Source organism: Candidatus Poseidoniia archaeon, assembly GCA_030748895.1.
In the GTDB taxonomy this organism is placed as follows: domain Archaea; phylum Thermoplasmatota; class Poseidoniia; order MGIII; family CG-Epi1; genus UBA8886.
The window spans coordinates 20,464-38,548 of sequence record JASMLC010000005.1; the positions used below are offsets into that span (position 1 = coordinate 20,464).

Consider the following 18,085-nt stretch of genomic DNA (forward strand, 5'->3'; position numbering starts at 1 on the left):
GCCTCCCAAAGCGGCGCAGTGGTTTAAGTGTTGGTGCCCGCCGGCGGCTTGTCGAGCCGCTCCGGGCAGCCCCTGCGGCGCGAGCAGTTCTGGCACTTGCCAGGGCGGTTGTGGTTGCGGTGAACCTCACTCTGTCCCGCCAGCGCGTCGTTCATCTCTTCCAGCTTCTCGAGCACAATGGCCTTCAGCTTCGGCTCCCACTCGACCGTGTGCGGCTCGGTCTCGAGGCCATAGCGCAGCTGCCCGCCGGGCGGGGACTTGCCGTACATTTCCTCGACCAGCAGGCAGTAGGCGCCCGCCTGCAGCACGTGGCTGAAGAAAGGCGCCCGCGGACGGCGGCCGGTCTTGACCTCGACCGGGATGCGCACGCCGTCCTCGTGCAGGATGTAGTCAGGTCTCCCCGCGAGGTTGTGTTTCTCCGACTTGAGGACCGGTGCTTTCGCAGTCATATCGTCCGGCGCCTCGATTTCGCCCTCGCCCAGCTTGTAATCGTCGCGCAGTTTGTCGACACGCTCGGTCGACTGCAGCAGCCGGTAGAGCAGGAACGATGCGCCCAACATGAAAAACAGGCTCACGATTAACATGATTTCGCCCTCGTTGGAGCCAATGCGCCACAGGATGAAGAGCGCCACCAGCACCAGTATCCCGATGTAGAGTACGACCGCCAGCAGCGTGCTTGAGGTCTCGCGCGACTTGTGCTCCTCATGGAGCAGCGTCTTGAGCGAGTCGCCGATTTCCTGATGTTTCTCAAGGCCACTCGCGACTTCGCTGCCTTCGGCGTCGACGCCAGTGCGGCCCAGCCACCACGAGAGGGGGCAGTATCCATACCGCTCCATCTCGGAGGCCGAGATGACTTCCTTGCTCATCGGTGTTAAGTCCGGGGTTGGGTCCGGGAAAATCCCCAGCCGGGGGCAGCAAAAAAGCCTTTTCAGACCTGACGGTAAGTTTCGCTCCAGGCGAGGTTACCGTATTCGGAGATTTCGTACGCCCAGCGCAGCTCGTGCGGACCGTTCCCGTCACTGAAGCGGATAGTCAGCAGCAGCTGGTAGTCGAAGGCTGATGGTTCGTGGTAAACCAGCGACGGGAGCTTGACCGACTGGTGCGCCGCCAGTGTGCCGGGGCGCCACGATTGCTGCTCGACGAGCAGGGTGTCGTTCCAGACCGACATCTCAATCTCCAGCCCCGAGAAGGCGAGGGTCCCTTCGTTGGTAACGCGACACTGGATAAAATTGCCCGAGTAGGAGTGGTGGTAGACCGTTTCGACCCGCAACTCAGTGCGCGGGATGGCGTACGCCCAGCCGGCCCAGAGCAGCAGCAGGATGGCGCCCACCGCGCTGATGCGCAGCAGCAGTCGCTGCTGTTCGCGATTCAGAGGCTCGCCCCCAGTGATGCGAAGAAGCTGGTGCCGGGCTCGGGCAGGATGTAGTGCCGCTCGCCTGCGCCGAGCTCGGTGTCGAGGCCGCCGCGCTGATACTCGAGCCAGCCCGGAATGAGCGGCAGCCCACCCACCTCGCGCAGCCGTATGTCGAGCAGCATCGCGGCGGTGTCGAGCGTCAGCGGCCCCAGCCGCAATTCGCCTGCAATCGCAATGCCCAGCTCGCCACCACGCGCCTCGCTCAGCTCGAAGACCGGGTAGACACCGAACAGCTCGTGCGGCGTGATACGTACGTGCTCGACCCCCACGGCGTGGAGTTCGAGGTAGTGCAGTGTAAACTGCGGCGTCGCCGGCGAATTGGTGCTGCGCAGGAACGCCTCGCCAATACCGTTCGGCGCGTCAATTACGTACGCGTAGCCGTCGATGTAGAGCCGGGTGTCATTGCCCAGGTCGGTCGCATCCAGCCAGGTGCCGCTGTGGCCGCCGGTATAGCCCGGGTCGAGCTGTAGCACCACGTCCATCCCCGGCTCGGAGACCTGCACAACGACGTTGGGGAAGCCCTGGAACATGAACGGCAGGTCCATGTCGAAATCGTAGTTGGGTTCTATCTGCATGTCGAAGAAAGCAGGGACGTCGTGCACCAGCGCGGTCGCCGTGCGCCAGCCACCGTAGCGGTCGCTGGTCGAACGCGCCATCAGCAGCTCCTGCCCGGAGGACGAATGGAAGTTGAAGCGCACCTCGCGTCCCACCAGCACCTTCGCCCGCAATTCGTGCGGCACCTCGGAGAGGATGATTTCGTTGATGGAGCGGCCGGTCTGGTTATGCGAACGGAAGTAGGCGCGTCCCAGCCCCTTCGAGGCCGAGATGTCGAAGACCGAATCGCTGTCGATGCCGGCGGCCGAGTCCTTGCCGAAGCTGAAGGTCCCGACCAGATCACTCCCGGACGGGATGTCGTCGAGGAACAGGCGCAGCCCGGTGCCGGCGGTCCCGCGGTCAATATCAAGCCAGACCCAGTCGCGCTCGGGCGACCAGCCCTGCAAGTCGAGGCTGATTACGTCGGGCTCGCCGGTCGCCAGCTGTAGCGATGCCGCCTGCGGCAGGCCGGTCAGGTGGAAGCGCAGCGAAACGTTGTCGCCCGCTTGCCGCAACACCGCGCCGTGGGTCCAGTACGCCGGTTCCGGGACGCTGCCGACGTCGGCCGCCAGCGTCGCGCGTGGAATCGCTACCAGCGACGAGAATTCGAGCCCGACGGTGTCGCCCAGCGTGGCGCCCAGCGACGCCGACTCCGGGAGCTCCGGCAACGCGATTTCGACGTCCATCTCGCGCACCGCGTCGGTCACGCGGCCGTAGACCGTGCCGAGCGGCTGGTCGGTAGTAATCGTCAGGTTGGCGCTGACCGGGTCGCCCCCGACGTCGGTTTCCACCAGCAGTAGCGCGGTCGCATCCAGGTTGGCGGGGAGGTCGCCCAGCCGCAGGTCGAGCGACTTGTTGTCGACACCGGAAACTTGCGCCACCAGCTCCTCCATATCACCCCCGGCATTGAAATCGGTCGCTGCGAGCCCCAGCGAAGTCCCGTCGGGCCGGTCGCGGTACTCGATTGAGAGCTGCGGCGAGATGCCGCGCAAATACGCCTTGACGCTCATATCGCCCTCTCCGGAGCGTACCAGCGAGAGCCCGTTGACCCATTCGCTCTCGAGCCGCGCCGTATCGCCCAGCTCGGCCGCAAAGACGACGTGGTCCACTGCCTCGCTGGCACTCAGGTTGAGGACCATACGGTCGGCCTTGATATCCAGCTCCAGCGAGAGGTCGCGCGGCAGTTGCGGCAGCAGGATTTCGAGCGAGTAAGGACGCTCACCGTCCTCCTCGACGCGTATATAAATGGGGCCGACCGGCTGGGTGCTCTCGAAATCGATTGAGCCGGCGAGGGTGAAGTTCTCGACAGTGGCGTTGATGGTCAGGTTGGCATCAATCGCCAGGTCGAGTGATTGCGGTATGTCGGCGATGTAGGCGGTGAACTTCGGGCCGAAAATGCCGTGCTCGCGGAAGAAGAGGTAGTCGGCGGTCGCCTCGTGGTTATACTGCTTCAGGTCGAGCAGCAGCCGCAGGTCGTCGCCGCGCGAAAGGTAGTCGGCGTCGACCAGTCGCGGCAGCCCCGGCAACAGCAGGCGCGCCGCGAGAACCTCTTCGTCACCCACATCCAGCTGGTCTGACCAGAGCCCCTGCACCCAGCGCGGTGGCTCCTCCAGCAGCGAGACATTGCCCTTGTCAATCCAGGCCGTAATCGCCACTTCCTCCTCGACCGAATAGATGAAGCGTGCGACAGTCTCGAACGACTCGACGTTGGAAATCAGGTTCAGAGACAGGTCGGAGACCAGTTGCACCATCGCCTCCCCCAAATCGGATAGCGCCTCAATCAGCCGCGCCACGTCGCCCAGTGAACTTACATTGCCGACACCGGCCGGCAGGTCATCTGCATCGAGCAGTGGCACCCGCACGGTCAGGTTGACCGGCAGCGGGTCGACCAGCACGTAGGCGTTGAGCCCGGCAGTGGGTGACCCGTAGTCGGTCAGGTCGACCGCCCCCACCTTGAACTGCACCGGCTGCCGGTGCTGAATCTGGAAGTCGGCCATGTCGCCGGCGCTATCGAGTCGCAGCGACTGGAGCCAGTTGAGTTGTCCCGCCAGCGACGCCGACTCGTCGGGGGCGCCGACGCGGTCGCGGTAGAGCAGCACCCAATTACCGTCGAAGACCGACTCGTCCCATATCTGCGCGGTCGCGACGCCGTCCGCAGTCTGGTTGGTGATGGCGAAGCTGAAGTTGAACCAGCTGTCGGTCAGCAGCCGCATGTCGCTGCCGTCAACCGCGATTTCGGCGTCGCCCGGCAGGTGCTCGAGCGCGAAGCGGGTATAGATGTCGTCCGCCAAGCTGGTGAAGGTGATGGACTCCATCACTCGGTCGCCGTGCGGGTCTCCCACCGGTCCACCGCTGTACTGCACCGAGCCGCCCTGCATCTCCAGCGCAATCTCGGTCGGGATGTCGCTGAAGGTGACGTTGGCCCAGTGGGTCGTCGCGCCCGCCGCGTCAACCCCTTCGAAGTAGACTCGCAACGGATGGTCGCGGCCCGGCTGCACCGAGAGCTCGACCGTGCGGTCGCTCCCCTCCGAGGAATAGTAGGCGTCGCCGACTCCCGTCAGGCGGCCGCTGAAGCTGTAATCCAGGTTTTCGCCCGAAACGGCGGCGCGGCCCGGTGCGGGCGAGTTGGCCGCCAGCCATGCGGTCTCGTTGTAAATCGCGAAGTAGTCGTCGCCTGCCGGCAGCGTCAGCCAGGCGTGGCTGGTAATCCAGAACTCGAGCTTCCCGAGCCAGGCCTTCTCGCCGGAGCGGGTACGCATCGTGAGCCGTACCTCGCCGGCGCCCTCACCCACAGTGACGCCGAGTACTGCCTGCGGGATGGAGCGCAGGATGCGACCGATGGTCACCAGCTTGCTAGCCAACGCGAACATCATGTTGTTCAGGAAGTCTCCCACCAAGTTACCAAGGTCCTGTACCGGTGGCAGGGAGTCGTCGTCGAAGAGCGTGAATGACCCTTCGAGCAGGACATGCTGCGGCAGGTCCTGCATCACCACGCCGGTGAAGATGCGGTAGTCATGCTCGCCCCACGCCGCTCCCACCTCAGTGGAGGAAAGATACTCATAGTCGCCGTAAACGAGTGACTTGAGACGCTGCGTAGAGCTGAACTCGACCACGGTGCGGTTCTGCTCATCGGTCGATTCGTTACGCACCTCCAGCCAGAGCGAGGTGCCGGGACGGTCGCTGAGGCAGGCGAACGGTTCCCCCGGAAGCAAGCCACGGTCGCAGCTCGGAATTCCCTCCAGTTCGGCGACTATATGCGACAGAAACGGGTCGCTCCCATCGCGCGGGGCGACGTTGTACTCGTAATAGTGGAAGTCCAGATTGAAACTGGCGTCCTGCTCAAGCGGGTCGTCGCGATCGACAAGTCTGGCATACAACTCGAGTGCATCGCGATCGACGCCATCCTCGTCATCGGAGATAATGCGCAGTTCCAGCTCGGCCGGAATCTTGCCACGTGGATTGGAGATGTTGAGCTTGACGAAAGACATCTCCTCTATCGCTGGCAAGGGTTCTTCCGGGGTACCGCCGCGTGACCAGTTGTACTTGATGTAGCCAGGGGTAATCGTCAGCCCCTCGACACCATTATCGGACGAGTTGGACTGGTCGGCGTTGATGTGGTAGCGCAGGTTATAGGGTGCGTTCAGGCTGGTCAGGTCACCAGGGTTGATTCCACTCGCATTAAGATAAATTGCAAAATCATCGGTTGTACCCTCCCAGTCATAGGTGTCAGGTACGTCCTGGAACTGCGTATCCACGGTCCAGATGTAGGTCAGGTCCTCGCCCTGATCGCCGGTATAGGTTGCGCCGCGAATCACCGCTATTTCCAGTAGCTGGTCCAGTTCCACGCCAGGCAACTCTTCAAACTCGAATGAAAGGCCGCCTTCGGCCCCCACCTGAACATCGCCGTCGAAGGGGTTGGCATCCGACTGCTCTATCAGGTTCCCGATAATCGGCACCAACCGGCAGCGGACGTCGTCGTTGCCGTCACCGGTAACATCAATGTTGACCCAGGAGATGTCGCTTTCGTCAAGGGAGCTGATGAGTAATATGAAAATGTCCACGAAAGGGTTCCCGGGGGGGAGGGTAGCGTTAACCCAGGCTGTCAAGAGCGAGGTCGAGGAGCCAAAGAGTGTGGTAATCAGGTCCTTCTCCTCGATGCCCTCCTCTTCTACGGAGATATTACCATCCCCGTTAGCGTCATAGGCCCAGTAGATCAGGTATGTCTGGAGGAACAGCGACGCGGCCGTGCCAAGCATGGTATCCTGCCACATCTCCTCGTTTTCAATCATTTCCCCCATAATGCGAGCTTGTTGCGGCTGCGGGTCGTCCACCACCACCGGCATGAAGCCGCGGTCGCCGTATTCCCAGCTCATCTCGGCCATGTCGACCGACGCATTCACCTCCTCGGTCGCGTTGAGTTCTGCCAGCGTCTGCCGCTGGTCCTCGAGCAGCGAAAAATTGGCAATCCTGCCGTCGTGCAGCTGCCGCAGCAGTGCCAGCTCCTCGCCAACCAGACTCGCCTGTTCCTGCCGATGCAGTTCCAGCGACCCGAAGAGTTCCTCCATCACCGCGGCGGAGCCGTAGTCGCTCCCGTCGCCACCGCCCGGCGAATGGGTTGTCGCGCCCGCGAGGAGCGGCTGCAGGATTATCAGCAGGGCGATTCCCAGCACCAGCACTCGACGACGGGGGGTCATGACGCTACTTGGAGAAACCTGCGGTATTTATAGGTGGCCGGAAAGCCTGAGCTTTAAATAAAGGAGGAAAGTCCAGCCGAATATGCCTGAGGATGAAAGCCCGGCAGAGGTGCCGGCGGAAGAGGAACCGCAGGAGCCCGCAACCGAGGTGAAACAGGAGCGGCTTGAGGCGGACAATGGCTTCCGTGGTGAAGCTAACGAGCGCGAGCTGCAGGAGCTGGTCGCGAACCTCAGCACCAATATCCTGATTATCGGCGCCGGCGGCGCTGGCAACAACACCCTCGAGCGGCTCTACCGTGAAGGAATTGACGGTGTCGAGATGCTGGCGCTGAACACCGACGCGCAGCACTTGCTCGCGGCGCGGGTACCTCACCGCATGCTCATCGGCAAGCAGCTCACGAAGGGGCTCGGCGCTGGCGCCGAGCCCCGCCTCGGCGAGGGGGCCGCAGAGGAAGCACGGGATGACCTGCTCAACGCCTGCCACGGAGCGGACATCGTATTCCTGACTGGCGGGCTCGGCGGCGGCACCGGTACCGGCGCGCTGCCGGTAATGGCGCGATTTGCCAAGGAAAAGGAGGCGCTCACCATCGCAATCGTCACGCTGCCGTTCAGTAACGAAGGAGCCCGGCGCGCCAAGAATGCGAAACAGGGGCTGGAGCGGCTGCGCAAGGTGGCCGACACAGTTATCGTGATTCCCAACGACAAACTGCTGCAGGAGGAAATCGCGCAGCTACCGCTCAACGAAGCGTTCCGCAAGGCCGACGCCATCCTCGGTGGGGCGATTCGCTGCATGTCTGAAATCACCACCCGCAGTGGACTGGTCAACATCGACTTCGCCGACCTGCGTTCAATCATGGGTGAGGGTGGGGTAGCGATGATTGGCACCGGCGAGGCGCAGGGTGCGGACCGTGCGGCCGAGGCGGTGCAGTATGCTTTCTCGTCGCCACTGCTGGAGGTCGATATCAGCCAGGCTTCGGGCGCGCTCATCAACGTCACCGGCGGTGACGACATGACTCTGCAGGAAGCGCACGAAGTGGTGCGCGAAGTGAATGCCAAGATTAATAAGGAGGCCCGAATCATCTGGGGAGCTTCCATCGATTCTTCTCTCGAGCATTCCATTCGTGTGATGCTTGTAGTAACTGGTGTGAAATCATCCCAGATACTTGGTCCTCCAGAAGGAGTCGAAGATGAACTGGTGGCGCGCTACGGGATAGACTTCGTGCAATGAGCTACATCAAGCGAATCTGGAATACGCAACAGGGTCTCGAGGACCGCTTCCGGCGCATTGGCCGCGGCCGGTTCGGGCGCGTGCTGAGGCTGGCGCGCAAGCCGACCTACGACGAGTTCATCAAGTCCTCGTGGATTGTCGGAATCGGCATCGGTATTGTCGGCCTGATTGGCTTCATAGTCTACTACATCTGGCTGAAAGTCCCCCCCATAATCAGCGACGTACTGGGAATCTAGGATTAACCATGGCAACCTTCGAAGACGAAACAGAGCCTGAAACGCCTTCCGCGGAGGCGAGCATCTACATCATGAAGACCGCCATCGGGCGCGAGCAGACCGCCGGCGAGCGGCTCGCCGACCGCGTTCGCCGCAGCGGCGCGCCGGTCTGGTCAATCCTGGCGCCCTCCAAACTGCGCGGCTTCGTGTTTGTCGAGACCAACAGCCCCGAGCTGCTGCGCGACAACCTGAAAGGGCTGACGCACGCCCGCGGCATGGTGATGGTCAAGGGAATCGGCTACGGCCGTTCCAAGCAGCCCGACTCCTTCGGCACCAGCACCCTCGAGGAGCTGAAGCCGCACCTGACCCCGCCGCCGGCCGTAACCGGCATCGCCGAGGGCAACATCGTCGAAGTCATCGCCGGGCCGTTCAAGGGCGAGAAGGCGCGCGTCCAGCGCATCGACGAAGGCAAGGAAGAGGTGACTGTCGAGCTGTTCGAGGCGATGGTTCCCATTCCGATTACCGTCCGCGGCGACCACGTCCGCGTGCTCGAGAAGGAGCCGAACTGATGGGCGAGACCGTCGAAGCCCTAGTCGAAGCAGGCAAGGCCAACGCGGGACCGCCGCTCGGGCCGGCACTCGGCCCGAGCGGCGTCAACGTCAAGGCCGTCATCGACGAAATTAACGCTAAAACGAAGGAAATGGCAGGCATGAAAGTGCCAGTCAAGGTGAAGGTTGCCGATGACAAATCCTTCAGCATCTCGGTCGGCACGCCCCCCGCGGCGTCGCTGGTCAAGCAGGTTCTCGGCCTCGCCAAGGGGTCGGGCGAAGCGGGAACCGTCATCGCAGCCGACATGACCCTCGAGCAGGCAATGACCGTTGCCAAGCAGAAGGCACCCGCACTGACGGGCGGCGACCTGAAGGCGATGACCTCCGAAATCCTGGGTGTCGCCAAGTCGATGGGGCTGACCTGCGAGGGGCAGGACCCCAAGGCGTTCCAGGCCAAGCTACGCGCCGGCGACTACGACGACCGGTTCTGAATGCGCGCCGTGCTGGCGCTGGGTGGTAACGCCCTCCAGCAGTCCGGCGACGACGGCAGCGTCGAAGGCGAGCTGCGGCGTGCGTACGCTTCGCTGGCACCGCTGGCGGAATTGCTGACGGGCCGCGACCGGCTGCTGCTGACGCACGGCAACGGCCCGCAGGTAGGGCACGCGCTGCTGCGCGCCGAAGCGGGGCGCCCTGAAACCCCCGAGCGTCCGCTCGACCACCTTGTTTCCGACACGCAGGGCGGCCTCGGTTACCTGCTCGAGCGCACCGTGCGCGAAATCATCGCTGGCGCGGGTGGCAGTCGCGATGTCATGACCATGCTGGCGCAGGTCGAAGTCGCTCCCGATTTGGGCGAACCGCGCAAGCCGGTCGGCCCCTGGTATCCGGCGGAACGGCGCGCCGAGCTGGAAGCGCGCGGCTGGGCCCTGGCCGAAGGCGAGCAGGGGGTGCGGCGGCTGGTCGTCTCGCCCACGCCGTTGCGAGTGCTCGAGCTGGATATCATCCGCTCACTGTTCGAGAACCGCATGCTCTGTATCACCGCCGGTGGCGGCGGGACGCCGGTAGTTCGCGACGGCAACCGCTGGCGCGGCGTCGAAGGGGTCATCGACAAGGACTCGGTGGCAGGAATGCTGGCGCAGCAGCTGAACGCGACGCACCTGATTATCGCCACCGACGTCGAGCACGTCTGGGTCGGCCCCGACCGGCGGCCGCTGGGCGAAGTGGGTGTCGCCGAGCTGCGCAGCCACTACGGCGCGGGCGAATTCCCGGCCGGCTCGATGGGACCCAAAGTACGCGCCGCGCTCGACTTTGTCGAGCGCGGCGGCGAAGCGGCCATCATCACCGCGACCGGGAAAGTGATGGCAGCGCTCGCGGGCGAAGCGGGAACGCGAGTCGTCGCCTAGAGGAACTGCAGTTCTTCCTCAGCTACCAACCGCGCGCAGTAAGCGCACGCCAGCTGGAGCGGCTCGCGGCTGCGCAGCAGCAACCGGCTGGCGGCGCCACGTTCGTTGTTGGAAATGCAGTTGGTGTTGGGGCAGCGCGCGACCCCGGAAACTTCCTCGGGAATTTCGACCGCCGTCTTCTCGGCGACCGAATAGTTGCGAATGATGTTGACGTGCGCGCCGGGCGAGAGCAGCGCGATGCGCTCGGTTTCGCTATCGGTCAGTTCGCGGTCCTCAATCTTGATGATGTCCTTGCGCCCCTGCTTGGAGCTGGGAACGTTAATCAGCAGGCTGACCGTATTACCGGTGCCCGCCACGTCGAGGATATCGAGAATCTTTAGCCCGGCACCAGCGTGCAGGTGGTCAATCACGGTGCCGTTACGAATCGGCTGCACCTTGAGCAGGTTGTCCGCCATCAGTCGCCCCCGAGCAGCATTTCCAGCAGTGCCATTCGCACCGGGACGCCGTTGAACGCCTGTCGGAAGTAGGCGGCGTGGTCGGTCTCGTCAACGTCGGTCGCAATCTCGCCGACGCGCGGGAGCGGGTGCAGTACTCGCAGTTCTGGCTTCGCGTCGCGCAGCGTCTCGGCCGAAATGGTGTAGGCGCCAGCAATCCGTACGTAGTCCTCCGGGTCGGGGAAGCGCTCCTTCTGTATGCGGGTGACGTAGAGCAGGTCCAGCTCCGGCAGCACCTCGTCGAGCGCAGTGTGCGCGCTCCAGCCGTCGGGCAAGCCCGTGGTCACGCGGCGCGGCATCGCCAGACTCCGGGGCGCGATGAAGTGCAGCGTAGCATCGTAGCGCGCCAGCGCCGCAGCGAGCGAGTGGACCGTGCGGCCGTAGCGCAAATCCCCGAGAAGGCCGACCGTCAGCCCCTCCAGCTTGCCCAGTTCCTCGCGAATCGTGAAGAGGTCGAGCAGCGTCTGCGTCGGGTGCTGTCCCGCGCCGTCGCCGCCGTTGATTACCGGGACGTCGGAGATTTCAGCCGCCAGTCGCGCCGAGCCTTCCTGCGGGTGGCGCAGCACAATCGCGTCAGCGTAGCCGGCGACCATTCGCACCGCGTCAGCCAGCGTCTCGCCTTTCAGGTGCGAAGTCGCCTTCGGGTCGGCGAAGCCGATGATGTTGCCGCCCAGCCGGTGCATGGCGGTCTCGAAGGAGAGCCGCGTGCGCGTCGAGGGTTCGAAGAAGCAGGTGGCGAGGATTTTCCCGGCGAGTGTGTCGCTGCGCTTTTCGCCGCGCGCTACCGGCAGTAGCTCGCGTGCGCGGTCGATAATGGACGCGATTTCGTCATCGGCGAGGTCCTGTATGGTGACGACGTGGTCCACGGCGGGCGCAGGGAGGGGGGTCTTTTAGGGTTAACTTGGCGCGCCACGCCGGGTTTCGAGGACGCGATTGCCTTCGCCGAGGATGACGATGCGTGGCTGCCATTCCCCGGCTTCGGCAGGAGTCATCCCGGCGAAAGTGGCGACGATGACACGGTCGCCCGGCTCGGCCATGTGCGCCGCGGCGCCGTTGACGCACGCCTCGCCCTGGCCGGGGTGGAGCATGGCGTAGGTCACCAACCGCGTGCCGCGGGTGATGTTCCAGATGTGCACCTGCTCGTGCTCCCCGATATCGGTCGCCTTGAGCAGGTCGGCGCTGAGGCCGATGGAGCCTTCGTATTCGAGGTCGGCCGCGGTGACGCACAGGTTGTGCAGCTTCGATTTGAGCAGCGTAAGCCGCATGCGCGGCCCCCGCTCTCGCGCGCTTAAAGCGTTTGCATGCGCAACGGTTTATACCTGCGCAACAGGGGGCGGCGCCCATGGAAGATACCGGCCTGAGGCTGGCGCGCAATCCACTGGCGCGCAGCGTCTGGATGCTGCTGGGCCACGCTTGCGTCGCCATCGGCACCATCGGCGCGTATGTGCCGGGACTGCCGACCGTCTCGTTCTACGTGCTGGCGGCGGCGTTCTACGCGCGCGGCTCGGAGATGTTCTACAACTGGCTGCTGCACCACCCGGTCTTCGGCCACTACGTCCGCGACTACCGCGCCGGGCTGGGGATGCCGTTCCGCTCGAAGGTCTACACGATTGCGATGATGTGGGTCGCCGTTACATACGCGGTCTACGCGCTGACGCGGCTGGGCGACCCGGGCTACGGGCAGGCGACGGTGCTGCTGGCTGGCGTCATCGGCGCCTGGTTTGTCGGCCTGCACATCCCGACGCAGCACACCGACCGCGAAGCGAATATGCGCTGGCTGCTGCGCATCCTTGGCGCCGCTTGCGCGGCGCTGTTCGCGGCGATAGCATGGCTGGCGGCCGGGCCGCTGCAACTGCTGGCGCTGGCGGGGGCCGTGATTGCCGCTGGACTGACAGCAAGGGCTTAAGTTGCTCGAGCGTTCGCGCGGCGTGGCAGCGCGTAAGGATACTAACACCGCCTACAAGATTTATGCGCCGGTCTACGACCGCGTTTTCGCGCCCAGCTTCGCCGAAGGGCATACACGGATGGTCGAGGCGCTCGACGCACAGCAGGGCGAGCGGGTGCTGGAAGTGGGAGTCGGCACCGGCATTTCGCTGCGCCACTACGTAGCCGGCGTCAGGGTCGACGCGCTCGACTTCAGCGCGGCGATGCTGAAGAAGGCACGCAAGCGGATTGACAAGGGCGAGGTAGCTGCGGAGGTGACGCTGCACCAGATGGACGCGCACAAGCTGGAATTCGACGACGGTACGTTCGACCACGCAGTGGTAGCGCACGCGATTGCCGTCGTGGCGGAGCCGGAAGTGGTACTGCGCGAGATGATGCGCGTCACCCGACCCGGTGGCAAGCTGGTGGTGGTCAACCACTACAAGGACGAACCGGGGAAACTCTGGCGCGCGTGGAACCCGGTGCGACGGAAGCTGGGGCTGGGCGAGCACTTCGACCTTCCGGAGCTTTTGGAGGCGTGCGGGCTGGAAATCGTGAGCGACGATATCGTCAACCGCATCAAGTCGCGGCTGATTGTGACGCGGCTGCCCACCTAGAGGCCGTGGCGCGCGACGTGCAGGCCGTAGCTCCCGAGGATTTGCGGCGCGATTTGCAGCGACTCGGCGTTAATTTGCTCGATAGTGTCATACTTGGTATGGTACTCAGCCGACCCGGAGCCGTAGCCAGTGGCGGTCGTGAAGCCCTCCATCGCGAAGGTGCGGTGATCGGACGGCCCCGCCGCGGCTGAGTAGCTGACTGGCGTCTGGTAATCAGTTGCCAGCGCGGGGAACCGTTCGCGCCACAATTGCATGACCGCCTCGATTTCTGCTTTCAGGTCGGGGTCGTTGACCTCGAACGGGATGCGGTCGCCGCTCTCCCCAAGGTCAGCGTGGGTCATGTCAAAATTCAGGTAGAGCCGTAAGTCGCTCTGCAGGGCCGCTTCGTTCTGCAAAAAGTAGCCGTACGAGCCGAGCAATCCTAGCTCCTCGGCGCCCCACGTCGCGAAGCGCACCGTGTATTCCAGCTCGCCCGCCTGCGCGAACTGGCGCGCCATCTCGATGACTTCGGCGGTGCCGACGGTATTGTCGACCGCGCCGTCGCCGACGTAATGCGTGTCCATGTGCGCGCCGAGCATCACGATTTGCGACGACTTGCCGATTATGTCGCCAGTGGTGACATAGGTTTCGCGCGGCTCGATTATGACATTTATATCCAGATCGACGAGCGCCGACTCGTCATCATCCCCTTCGGCAGCGTCAATCCAGTCCTGCAATTGCTGGCCCGCGGTCTGGGAAAGCATCAGGTGCGGAATCAGGCTGTCAGCATATTCGGGATATGCTTCGGGGAACGGGACCGAGTGGCCGCGCGCGTCGACCCCGTAGGACGCCTTGCCAATTGGCCAGTCGCGCCCCGCGTCGTAAATCAGCGAAACTGCCGCGCCATTATCGAGTGCCCGCAGGTAGAGTTCGCTGTAGCTGGATGAGTAGTCGTTGGCGACCAGCACCGCACGGCCGGAGACCGAGCCGGTAGCGGAGTAGTTAGCGTCGTCGCCGTTGCCGACGAAGACCGCCTCGATGTCGGAGTCATCGAGCGACCCCGAGAAGGCGAGCACGGTGAAGTCCTCGAGATGCGACAGTTGCTGTTCGTCGCGGTCAATCGTTGCTCCCAGAAACGGGTCCCGCTCCTCGCGAGCGATGGTCAGCTCCTGCGCCCCATCCGGCTCGTAGAGCGTCCACGGCACGGGGTGTACCGTAACGCGCGACAGCCCCGCCGCCGTGAACTGGGCGGCGACATATTCGGCGCCCAGCCGCTCGCCCTCGCTGCCGGCAAAGCGCGGGCCGTTGGCAGTCAGCGCCTCGATGTCCTCGTAGGCGCGCTGGTAGTCGAAGGCGATGAACTCCACCTCCGGCTCCCCGAACGGCCACCAGACCCAGGCGGCCGCGCCGCTGACAAGCAGCAGCAGCACCAGCGCCACCGCGATAATGCGGCCGCGCGTCGTCTCGAGGCTGGAGGGAAATTGCACGGGGCGCCAGCGTGGCGCGCTAATAAGCGCAATCCGCTTATACGCAGCACGCAAGGGGATGGCGATGGTATCCGAGAGCGCCGAGATGATGCTCAAGCACATCTACTCGCTGTCCGCCGCGGGCGACCGCGTGCGCACCACCGACCTGGCGCAGCAGACCGGGCTGACGCCGGCGACCGTGACCGAGATGGTGCAGCGGCTCGGCAGCGAAGGATTCCTCGACTACCAGCCCTACCACGGTGTGCTGCTGACCAACGAAGGCTTGCACGTAGCCGCGGAGATGGAACATCGCTTCGACCTGTTGCAACGCTTCCTGGTCGAAGTGCTGGGGGTCGAGCAGGGCGAAGCCGACACGGTCGCGTGCCGCATGGAACACATCCTGACGCGCGACATCGAGACGCGGCTCTGCAACCTGCTCGGCATCTCGCCCGACGACTCGGAAGCGGCGGTCTGTCAGGAACTGAACCGCGACTGCGAGGCGTGCGCGCATCCCAGCGTGGTACCGCTGTCGCGGCTCGCTACGGGCGACGAGGCGCGCGTGCGCGCCATCCTCGACTCGGCCGACATGACGCTCTCGCTCGCGAGCGCCGGACTGAAGCCCGGCGCTCGCGTCAGGGTGGTTGCCGCCGACGGCGGCGGCTGGTCGCTGGCGACCCCGCAAGGCGAGCTGGCGGTCGACGAGCAGCTCGCGCAGCGTATTATCCTGGACCGCTGATGCGGCCACAGTATCTCCTGAGCCTGCTGCTGCCAGCCGTGGTCATCGCCGGCAACCTCGGCTACGCGTGGCCGGGCGCCGGAATCGGGCTGGCGCTCTTCGCCTATCCGTTGCTCGACCTGCTGCTGGGCGAGCGCGTCGCGGTGCACCACTCGTGGCAGTCGGACGCGCGGCTCAGCCGCTGGTGCTGGTCGAGCTGACGCGGCACCCCGAGCATCACCTCACCGCTTCGCGGCCGTACCACCAGCTACGGTCGCTGCCCGACGCGCCGTAGCTGCCGACCGGCTACTTCGGCTGCTTCTGGCTGGCGCTACTACCACCGGTCTGGAAGCGGGTCATGAGCTCGCGCCTGCCTTAAATATCGGTCGTCAGAGAAGTTCGGGGTGGTCGCGCACCCATTCCAGCGTGTCGCGAACGGTCTGCCGAATGGGGCGCGGATGCCAGCCCAGCGCGCGGCGCGCCTTGCTCGTATCGTAAGCCGTCGGCTTGCCGAGATATTCGCGCACGGTTTCCGGCGTCAGCCGCGGCTCGCGCCCAAACCAGCTGCGGAACTGCTCGAGCCGCGCCAGCGCGCGCACCTGCCAGAGCGCCGCCTGGCGGGTTGGCACCGTGATGGTGGGGTCGATGTCGCGCACCAGCGCCACCAGCTCCGCCGCCGGCAGGCACTCGGTGCAGAGAATGTGACGGCCGCGCGCCTGCCGCGTCTCGTAGGCGAGCACGTGCCCCAGCGCGACGTCGCGCGCATCAACCAGCCCGTAGGTGATGGGCGGAATGCGGCGCAGCTCGCCGCGCAGCAGCATGCGATACGGCGCGGTCGAAGGCGTGTGGCGGTGAAAGTCGGGGCCGATGACTGCGGTAGGGTTGATGACCAGCAGGTCGAGCCCGCTCTCCTCGGCAAAGGTCCAGGCGCGGTGTTCCGCCTCCGTTTTCGCGTAGGAGTAGGGATGGCGTGACGCGTCATTCCAGTTCGCCTCGGTCAGCGGCGCGCCGTCCGGCCCCGCCCGGCCGACGGCAGCGGTCGACGACGTGAAGACCACGCGCCCGACGCCCGCCGCGTGCGCCGCGCGCAGCGCGTTGATGCCGCCGGTTATCGACGGCTCGATGATTTCGCGCTGCGGGTCGCGCGCCCAGCTACGGTAGACCGCGGCGACCTGAAACAGGCCGTCGCGCCCCTCCATAACCGGCGCGAGCGTCTCCGGCCGCATCAAATCGGCCTCGGCGATTTCGACGCCCAGCGCCTCGAGATGCGCCGTGCGGGCGGGGTCGCTGGCGTCGCGCACCGTCGCGCGCACGTCGTAGCCGCGTGCGACCAGCAGCTTCGTGATGGAATAGCCGACGTGGCCGTTGGCACCGGTGACTACTACGCGCTTCACGCGCTCTCCGGCGGCTGCATGAACTGCGCGCGGTAGAACTTGAGCTCGGCGATTGACTCCAGGATGTCGCCCAGCGCGCGGTGCGCCTCGAGCTTGGGCGGCGCTTGCCGCATCGCCTTGGGATACCAGCGCCACGCCAGTTCCTTGATGCTCGAGACGTCGACGACGCGGTAGTGGGCGCGGTTCTCGAGCGTCGGCATCTGCGCCTCCATGAACCGCCGGTCGGTGCCGATGGAGTTGCCGCAGAGCGGCGGCCGGTAGTCTGCGGGAAGGTGTGAGTCGATGAACTCAAGCGTCTGCTGCTCCGCCTCGGCCAGCGTCAGCTCCGAAGCGCGGATTTCGTCGAGCAGCCCCGAGCGGTGGTGCATATCGTGGACGTAGTCGCCCATCCGCTCCAGCCGCCCCTCGTGGGTATGCACCACCAGGTCCGGCCCCTCGGCGATTACCTCGAGCTGCGCGTCGGTGATGACGGTCGCAATCTCGACGATGTCGTGATGATTTGAATCGAGCCCCGTCATCTCCAAATCCAGCCACAAAAGTTCTCCGGCCATATCTAACCTAAATTTTATCAACTAAACGCGACATCAAGCACCATCATAACAGAGAAACCGAGCATTACACCCATTGTAGCTATGTCTCCATGACCGCCTCTATGCGCTTCGGGTACCAGTTCTTCGACCACCACGAAAATCATCGCGCCAGCAGCAAATGCAAGTGCATATGGAAGGAGCGGATCCATGTACACTACCACGGCAGCGCCCAGAACTGCGGCAATTGGTTCTACCAGAGCAGATAGCTGACCCCACCAGAAGCTCTTTTTCCTTGAAAGACCCTCTCTCCTTAGGGGTAGGGAAACTGCAGCTCCCTCTGGAAAGTTCTGTAAGCCTATGCCTATTGCCAAGGCAATAGCGGCACCAAAACTGTCTCCTGTGGCTGCTGCACCGAATGCAACGCCAACTGCCAGTCCCTCCGGTATATTGTGAAGCGTAATTGCTGAAACAAGAAGCATGCTCCTGTGCCATGTGGTCTTAATTCCCTCAGTTTCTTCAGGAGGCGCCCCGGGATGAAGGTGGGGGAGAAACCTGTCGATTATTCGCATGCAAACGCCTCCAAGCAGGAAACCAACCAGTACGGGAAGGATACCATTCAGGACTGTACTGTCCGAGTGTTCAATCGCCGGCGCCAGCAATGACCAGAAACTGGCCGCAATCATTACGCCTGCTGCAAAACCCAGCATCGCATCCAGAATCTTCCTGTCTACCTCCTTGAAAAAAAAGACCAGCCCGGCACCAGCAGCAGTCATACCCCAGGTGAAAAGTCCGGCAGCCAATGCTTGTTGAACCGGATGCCATCCGTCCAGAAATTCGAACACTGACGCAGACCATTTTAGAGGCGTATTTAGCG

At 64.2% G+C, this 18,085-nt stretch carries 19 protein-coding genes; 9 read left to right on the forward strand and 10 right to left on the reverse strand.

What is annotated here, in order from left to right:
• Positions 1-23: 23 nt before the first annotated feature.
• The 3 genes from QGG57_03070 to QGG57_03080 all read right to left on the reverse strand — a co-directional run bounded on the left by QGG57_03070 (position 24) and on the right by QGG57_03080 (position 6,702).
• Complete coding sequence (locus QGG57_03070; protein ID MDP7007154.1) at positions 24-866, reverse strand: Dna2/Cas4 domain-containing protein; 843 nt, start codon at positions 864-866, stop codon at positions 24-26.
• A 62-nt stretch (positions 867-928) separates the two neighbouring features.
• Positions 929-1,330 carry a hypothetical protein gene (locus tag QGG57_03075; protein MDP7007155.1) on the reverse strand — a complete coding sequence of 134 codons (402 nt, stop codon included), beginning with the start codon at positions 1,328-1,330 and terminating at the stop codon, positions 929-931.
• Positions 1,331-1,368: 38 nt separating this feature from the next.
• Positions 1,369-6,702, reverse strand: a complete 5,334-nt coding sequence (locus QGG57_03080; protein MDP7007156.1) for a hypothetical protein — start codon at positions 6,700-6,702, stop codon at positions 1,369-1,371.
• 82 nt (positions 6,703-6,784) lie between these two features.
• Between QGG57_03080 and ftsZ the strand changes: the two genes are divergently transcribed.
• Genes ftsZ through QGG57_03105 form a run of 5 tightly spaced genes read left to right on the forward strand, consistent with a single transcriptional unit; the run spans position 6,785 to position 10,093 of the window.
• The gene (gene ftsZ, locus QGG57_03085; GenBank protein ID MDP7007157.1) at positions 6,785-7,930 is read left to right on the forward strand and encodes a cell division protein FtsZ; all 1,146 of its coding nucleotides are present in this window, start codon (positions 6,785-6,787) and stop codon (positions 7,928-7,930) included.
• The gene (locus QGG57_03090) at positions 7,927-8,166 is read left to right on the forward strand and encodes a protein translocase SEC61 complex subunit gamma (protein ID MDP7007158.1); all 240 of its coding nucleotides are present in this window, start codon (positions 7,927-7,929) and stop codon (positions 8,164-8,166) included. Before ftsZ ends, QGG57_03090 begins: the two co-directional genes overlap by 4 nt.
• Before the next feature lie 8 nt (positions 8,167-8,174).
• A complete protein-coding gene (locus QGG57_03095; protein ID MDP7007159.1) occupies positions 8,175-8,714 on the forward strand; it encodes a transcription elongation factor Spt5 in 540 nt (179 codons plus the stop codon).
• Entirely contained in the window at positions 8,714-9,184 is a 471-nt protein-coding gene (locus tag QGG57_03100; GenBank protein ID MDP7007160.1) for a 50S ribosomal protein L11, read from the forward strand. Before QGG57_03095 ends, QGG57_03100 begins: the two co-directional genes overlap by 1 nt.
• Complete coding sequence (locus QGG57_03105; GenBank protein ID MDP7007161.1) at positions 9,185-10,093, forward strand: carbamate kinase; 909 nt, start codon at positions 9,185-9,187, stop codon at positions 10,091-10,093. It begins immediately after the preceding gene.
• Here the strand turns inward: QGG57_03105 and pyrI are convergent.
• The 3 genes from pyrI to QGG57_03120 are packed head-to-tail and all read right to left on the reverse strand — an operon-like array spanning position 10,090 to position 11,852.
• Complete coding sequence (gene pyrI, locus QGG57_03110; protein MDP7007162.1) at positions 10,090-10,548, reverse strand: aspartate carbamoyltransferase regulatory subunit; 459 nt, start codon at positions 10,546-10,548, stop codon at positions 10,090-10,092. The two genes, QGG57_03105 and pyrI, sit on opposite strands and share 4 nt — an antisense overlap.
• Positions 10,548-11,453: an aspartate carbamoyltransferase gene (gene pyrB / locus QGG57_03115; GenBank protein ID MDP7007163.1), complete on the reverse strand. Its 906-nt coding sequence runs from the start codon at positions 11,451-11,453 to the stop codon at positions 10,548-10,550. The genes pyrI and pyrB overlap by 1 nt, the downstream gene beginning before the upstream one ends.
• Before the next feature lie 30 nt (positions 11,454-11,483).
• A complete protein-coding gene (locus tag QGG57_03120) occupies positions 11,484-11,852 on the reverse strand; it encodes an aspartate 1-decarboxylase (protein ID MDP7007164.1) in 369 nt (122 codons plus the stop codon).
• Between the two features lie 77 nt (positions 11,853-11,929).
• On the opposite strand from QGG57_03120, the gene QGG57_03125 reads away from it, so the two are divergent.
• Together QGG57_03125 and QGG57_03130 are read left to right on the forward strand one after the other, a co-directional pair.
• A complete protein-coding gene (locus QGG57_03125; GenBank protein ID MDP7007165.1) occupies positions 11,930-12,493 on the forward strand; it encodes a YbaN family protein in 564 nt (187 codons plus the stop codon).
• 22 nt (positions 12,494-12,515) lie between these two features.
• Positions 12,516-13,127, forward strand: coding sequence for a methyltransferase domain-containing protein (locus QGG57_03130; protein ID MDP7007166.1), 612 nt, complete (start codon positions 12,516-12,518; stop codon positions 13,125-13,127).
• Here the strand turns inward: QGG57_03130 and QGG57_03135 are convergent.
• Positions 13,124-14,593, reverse strand: coding sequence for a M28 family peptidase (locus tag QGG57_03135; protein ID MDP7007167.1), 1,470 nt, complete (start codon positions 14,591-14,593; stop codon positions 13,124-13,126). The two genes, QGG57_03130 and QGG57_03135, sit on opposite strands and share 4 nt — an antisense overlap.
• 64 nt (positions 14,594-14,657) lie before the next feature.
• On the opposite strand from QGG57_03135, the gene QGG57_03140 reads away from it, so the two are divergent.
• Together QGG57_03140 and QGG57_03145 are read left to right on the forward strand one after the other, a co-directional pair.
• Positions 14,658-15,308 (forward strand): metal-dependent transcriptional regulator, encoded by a 651-nt coding sequence (locus QGG57_03140; protein ID MDP7007168.1) that lies wholly within the window; start codon positions 14,658-14,660, stop codon positions 15,306-15,308.
• Positions 15,308-15,508, forward strand: coding sequence for a hypothetical protein (locus QGG57_03145; GenBank protein ID MDP7007169.1), 201 nt, complete (start codon positions 15,308-15,310; stop codon positions 15,506-15,508). Before QGG57_03140 ends, QGG57_03145 begins: the two co-directional genes overlap by 1 nt.
• 168 nt (positions 15,509-15,676) lie before the next feature.
• On the opposite strand, the gene QGG57_03150 is transcribed toward QGG57_03145, so the two are convergent.
• From QGG57_03150 to QGG57_03160, 3 genes are read right to left on the reverse strand one after another with little or no spacing between them, the layout of a single operon-like run.
• Positions 15,677-16,681, reverse strand: coding sequence for an NAD-dependent epimerase/dehydratase family protein (locus QGG57_03150; GenBank protein ID MDP7007170.1), 1,005 nt, complete (start codon positions 16,679-16,681; stop codon positions 15,677-15,679).
• Complete coding sequence (gene orn / locus QGG57_03155; protein ID MDP7007171.1) at positions 16,678-17,232, reverse strand: oligoribonuclease; 555 nt, start codon at positions 17,230-17,232, stop codon at positions 16,678-16,680. The genes QGG57_03150 and orn overlap by 4 nt, the downstream gene beginning before the upstream one ends.
• A gap of 17 nt (positions 17,233-17,249) precedes the next feature.
• On the reverse strand, positions 17,250-18,053 hold the full coding sequence (locus QGG57_03160) for a ZIP family metal transporter (GenBank protein ID MDP7007172.1): 804 nt from the start codon (positions 18,051-18,053) through the stop codon (positions 17,250-17,252).
• Between the last annotated feature and the right edge of the window lie 32 nt (positions 18,054-18,085).

What these genes read in the sequence shown, in the direction of transcription:
- QGG57_03070 (MDP7007154.1), bottom strand. Translation starts at nt 866, where the DNA reads ATGAGCAAGGAAGTCATCTCGGCCTCCGAGATGGAGCGGTATGGATAC.
- QGG57_03080 (MDP7007156.1), bottom strand. Translation starts at nt 6,702, where the DNA reads ATGACCCCCCGTCGTCGAGTGCTGGTGCTGGGAATCGCCCTGCTGATA.
- ftsZ (MDP7007157.1), top strand. Translation starts at nt 6,785, where the DNA reads ATGCCTGAGGATGAAAGCCCGGCAGAGGTGCCGGCGGAAGAGGAACCG.
- QGG57_03090 (MDP7007158.1), top strand. Translation starts at nt 7,927, where the DNA reads ATGAGCTACATCAAGCGAATCTGGAATACGCAACAGGGTCTCGAGGAC.
- QGG57_03095 (MDP7007159.1), top strand. Translation starts at nt 8,175, where the DNA reads ATGGCAACCTTCGAAGACGAAACAGAGCCTGAAACGCCTTCCGCGGAG.
- QGG57_03100 (MDP7007160.1), top strand. Translation starts at nt 8,714, where the DNA reads ATGGGCGAGACCGTCGAAGCCCTAGTCGAAGCAGGCAAGGCCAACGCG.
- QGG57_03105 (MDP7007161.1), top strand. Translation starts at nt 9,185, where the DNA reads ATGCGCGCCGTGCTGGCGCTGGGTGGTAACGCCCTCCAGCAGTCCGGC.
- pyrI (MDP7007162.1), bottom strand. Translation starts at nt 10,548, where the DNA reads ATGGCGGACAACCTGCTCAAGGTGCAGCCGATTCGTAACGGCACCGTG.
- QGG57_03120 (MDP7007164.1), bottom strand. Translation starts at nt 11,852, where the DNA reads ATGCGGCTTACGCTGCTCAAATCGAAGCTGCACAACCTGTGCGTCACC.
- QGG57_03125 (MDP7007165.1), top strand. Translation starts at nt 11,930, where the DNA reads ATGGAAGATACCGGCCTGAGGCTGGCGCGCAATCCACTGGCGCGCAGC.
- QGG57_03140 (MDP7007168.1), top strand. Translation starts at nt 14,658, where the DNA reads ATGGTATCCGAGAGCGCCGAGATGATGCTCAAGCACATCTACTCGCTG.
- QGG57_03145 (MDP7007169.1), top strand. Translation starts at nt 15,308, where the DNA reads ATGCGGCCACAGTATCTCCTGAGCCTGCTGCTGCCAGCCGTGGTCATC.
- orn (MDP7007171.1), bottom strand. Translation starts at nt 17,232, where the DNA reads ATGGCCGGAGAACTTTTGTGGCTGGATTTGGAGATGACGGGGCTCGAT.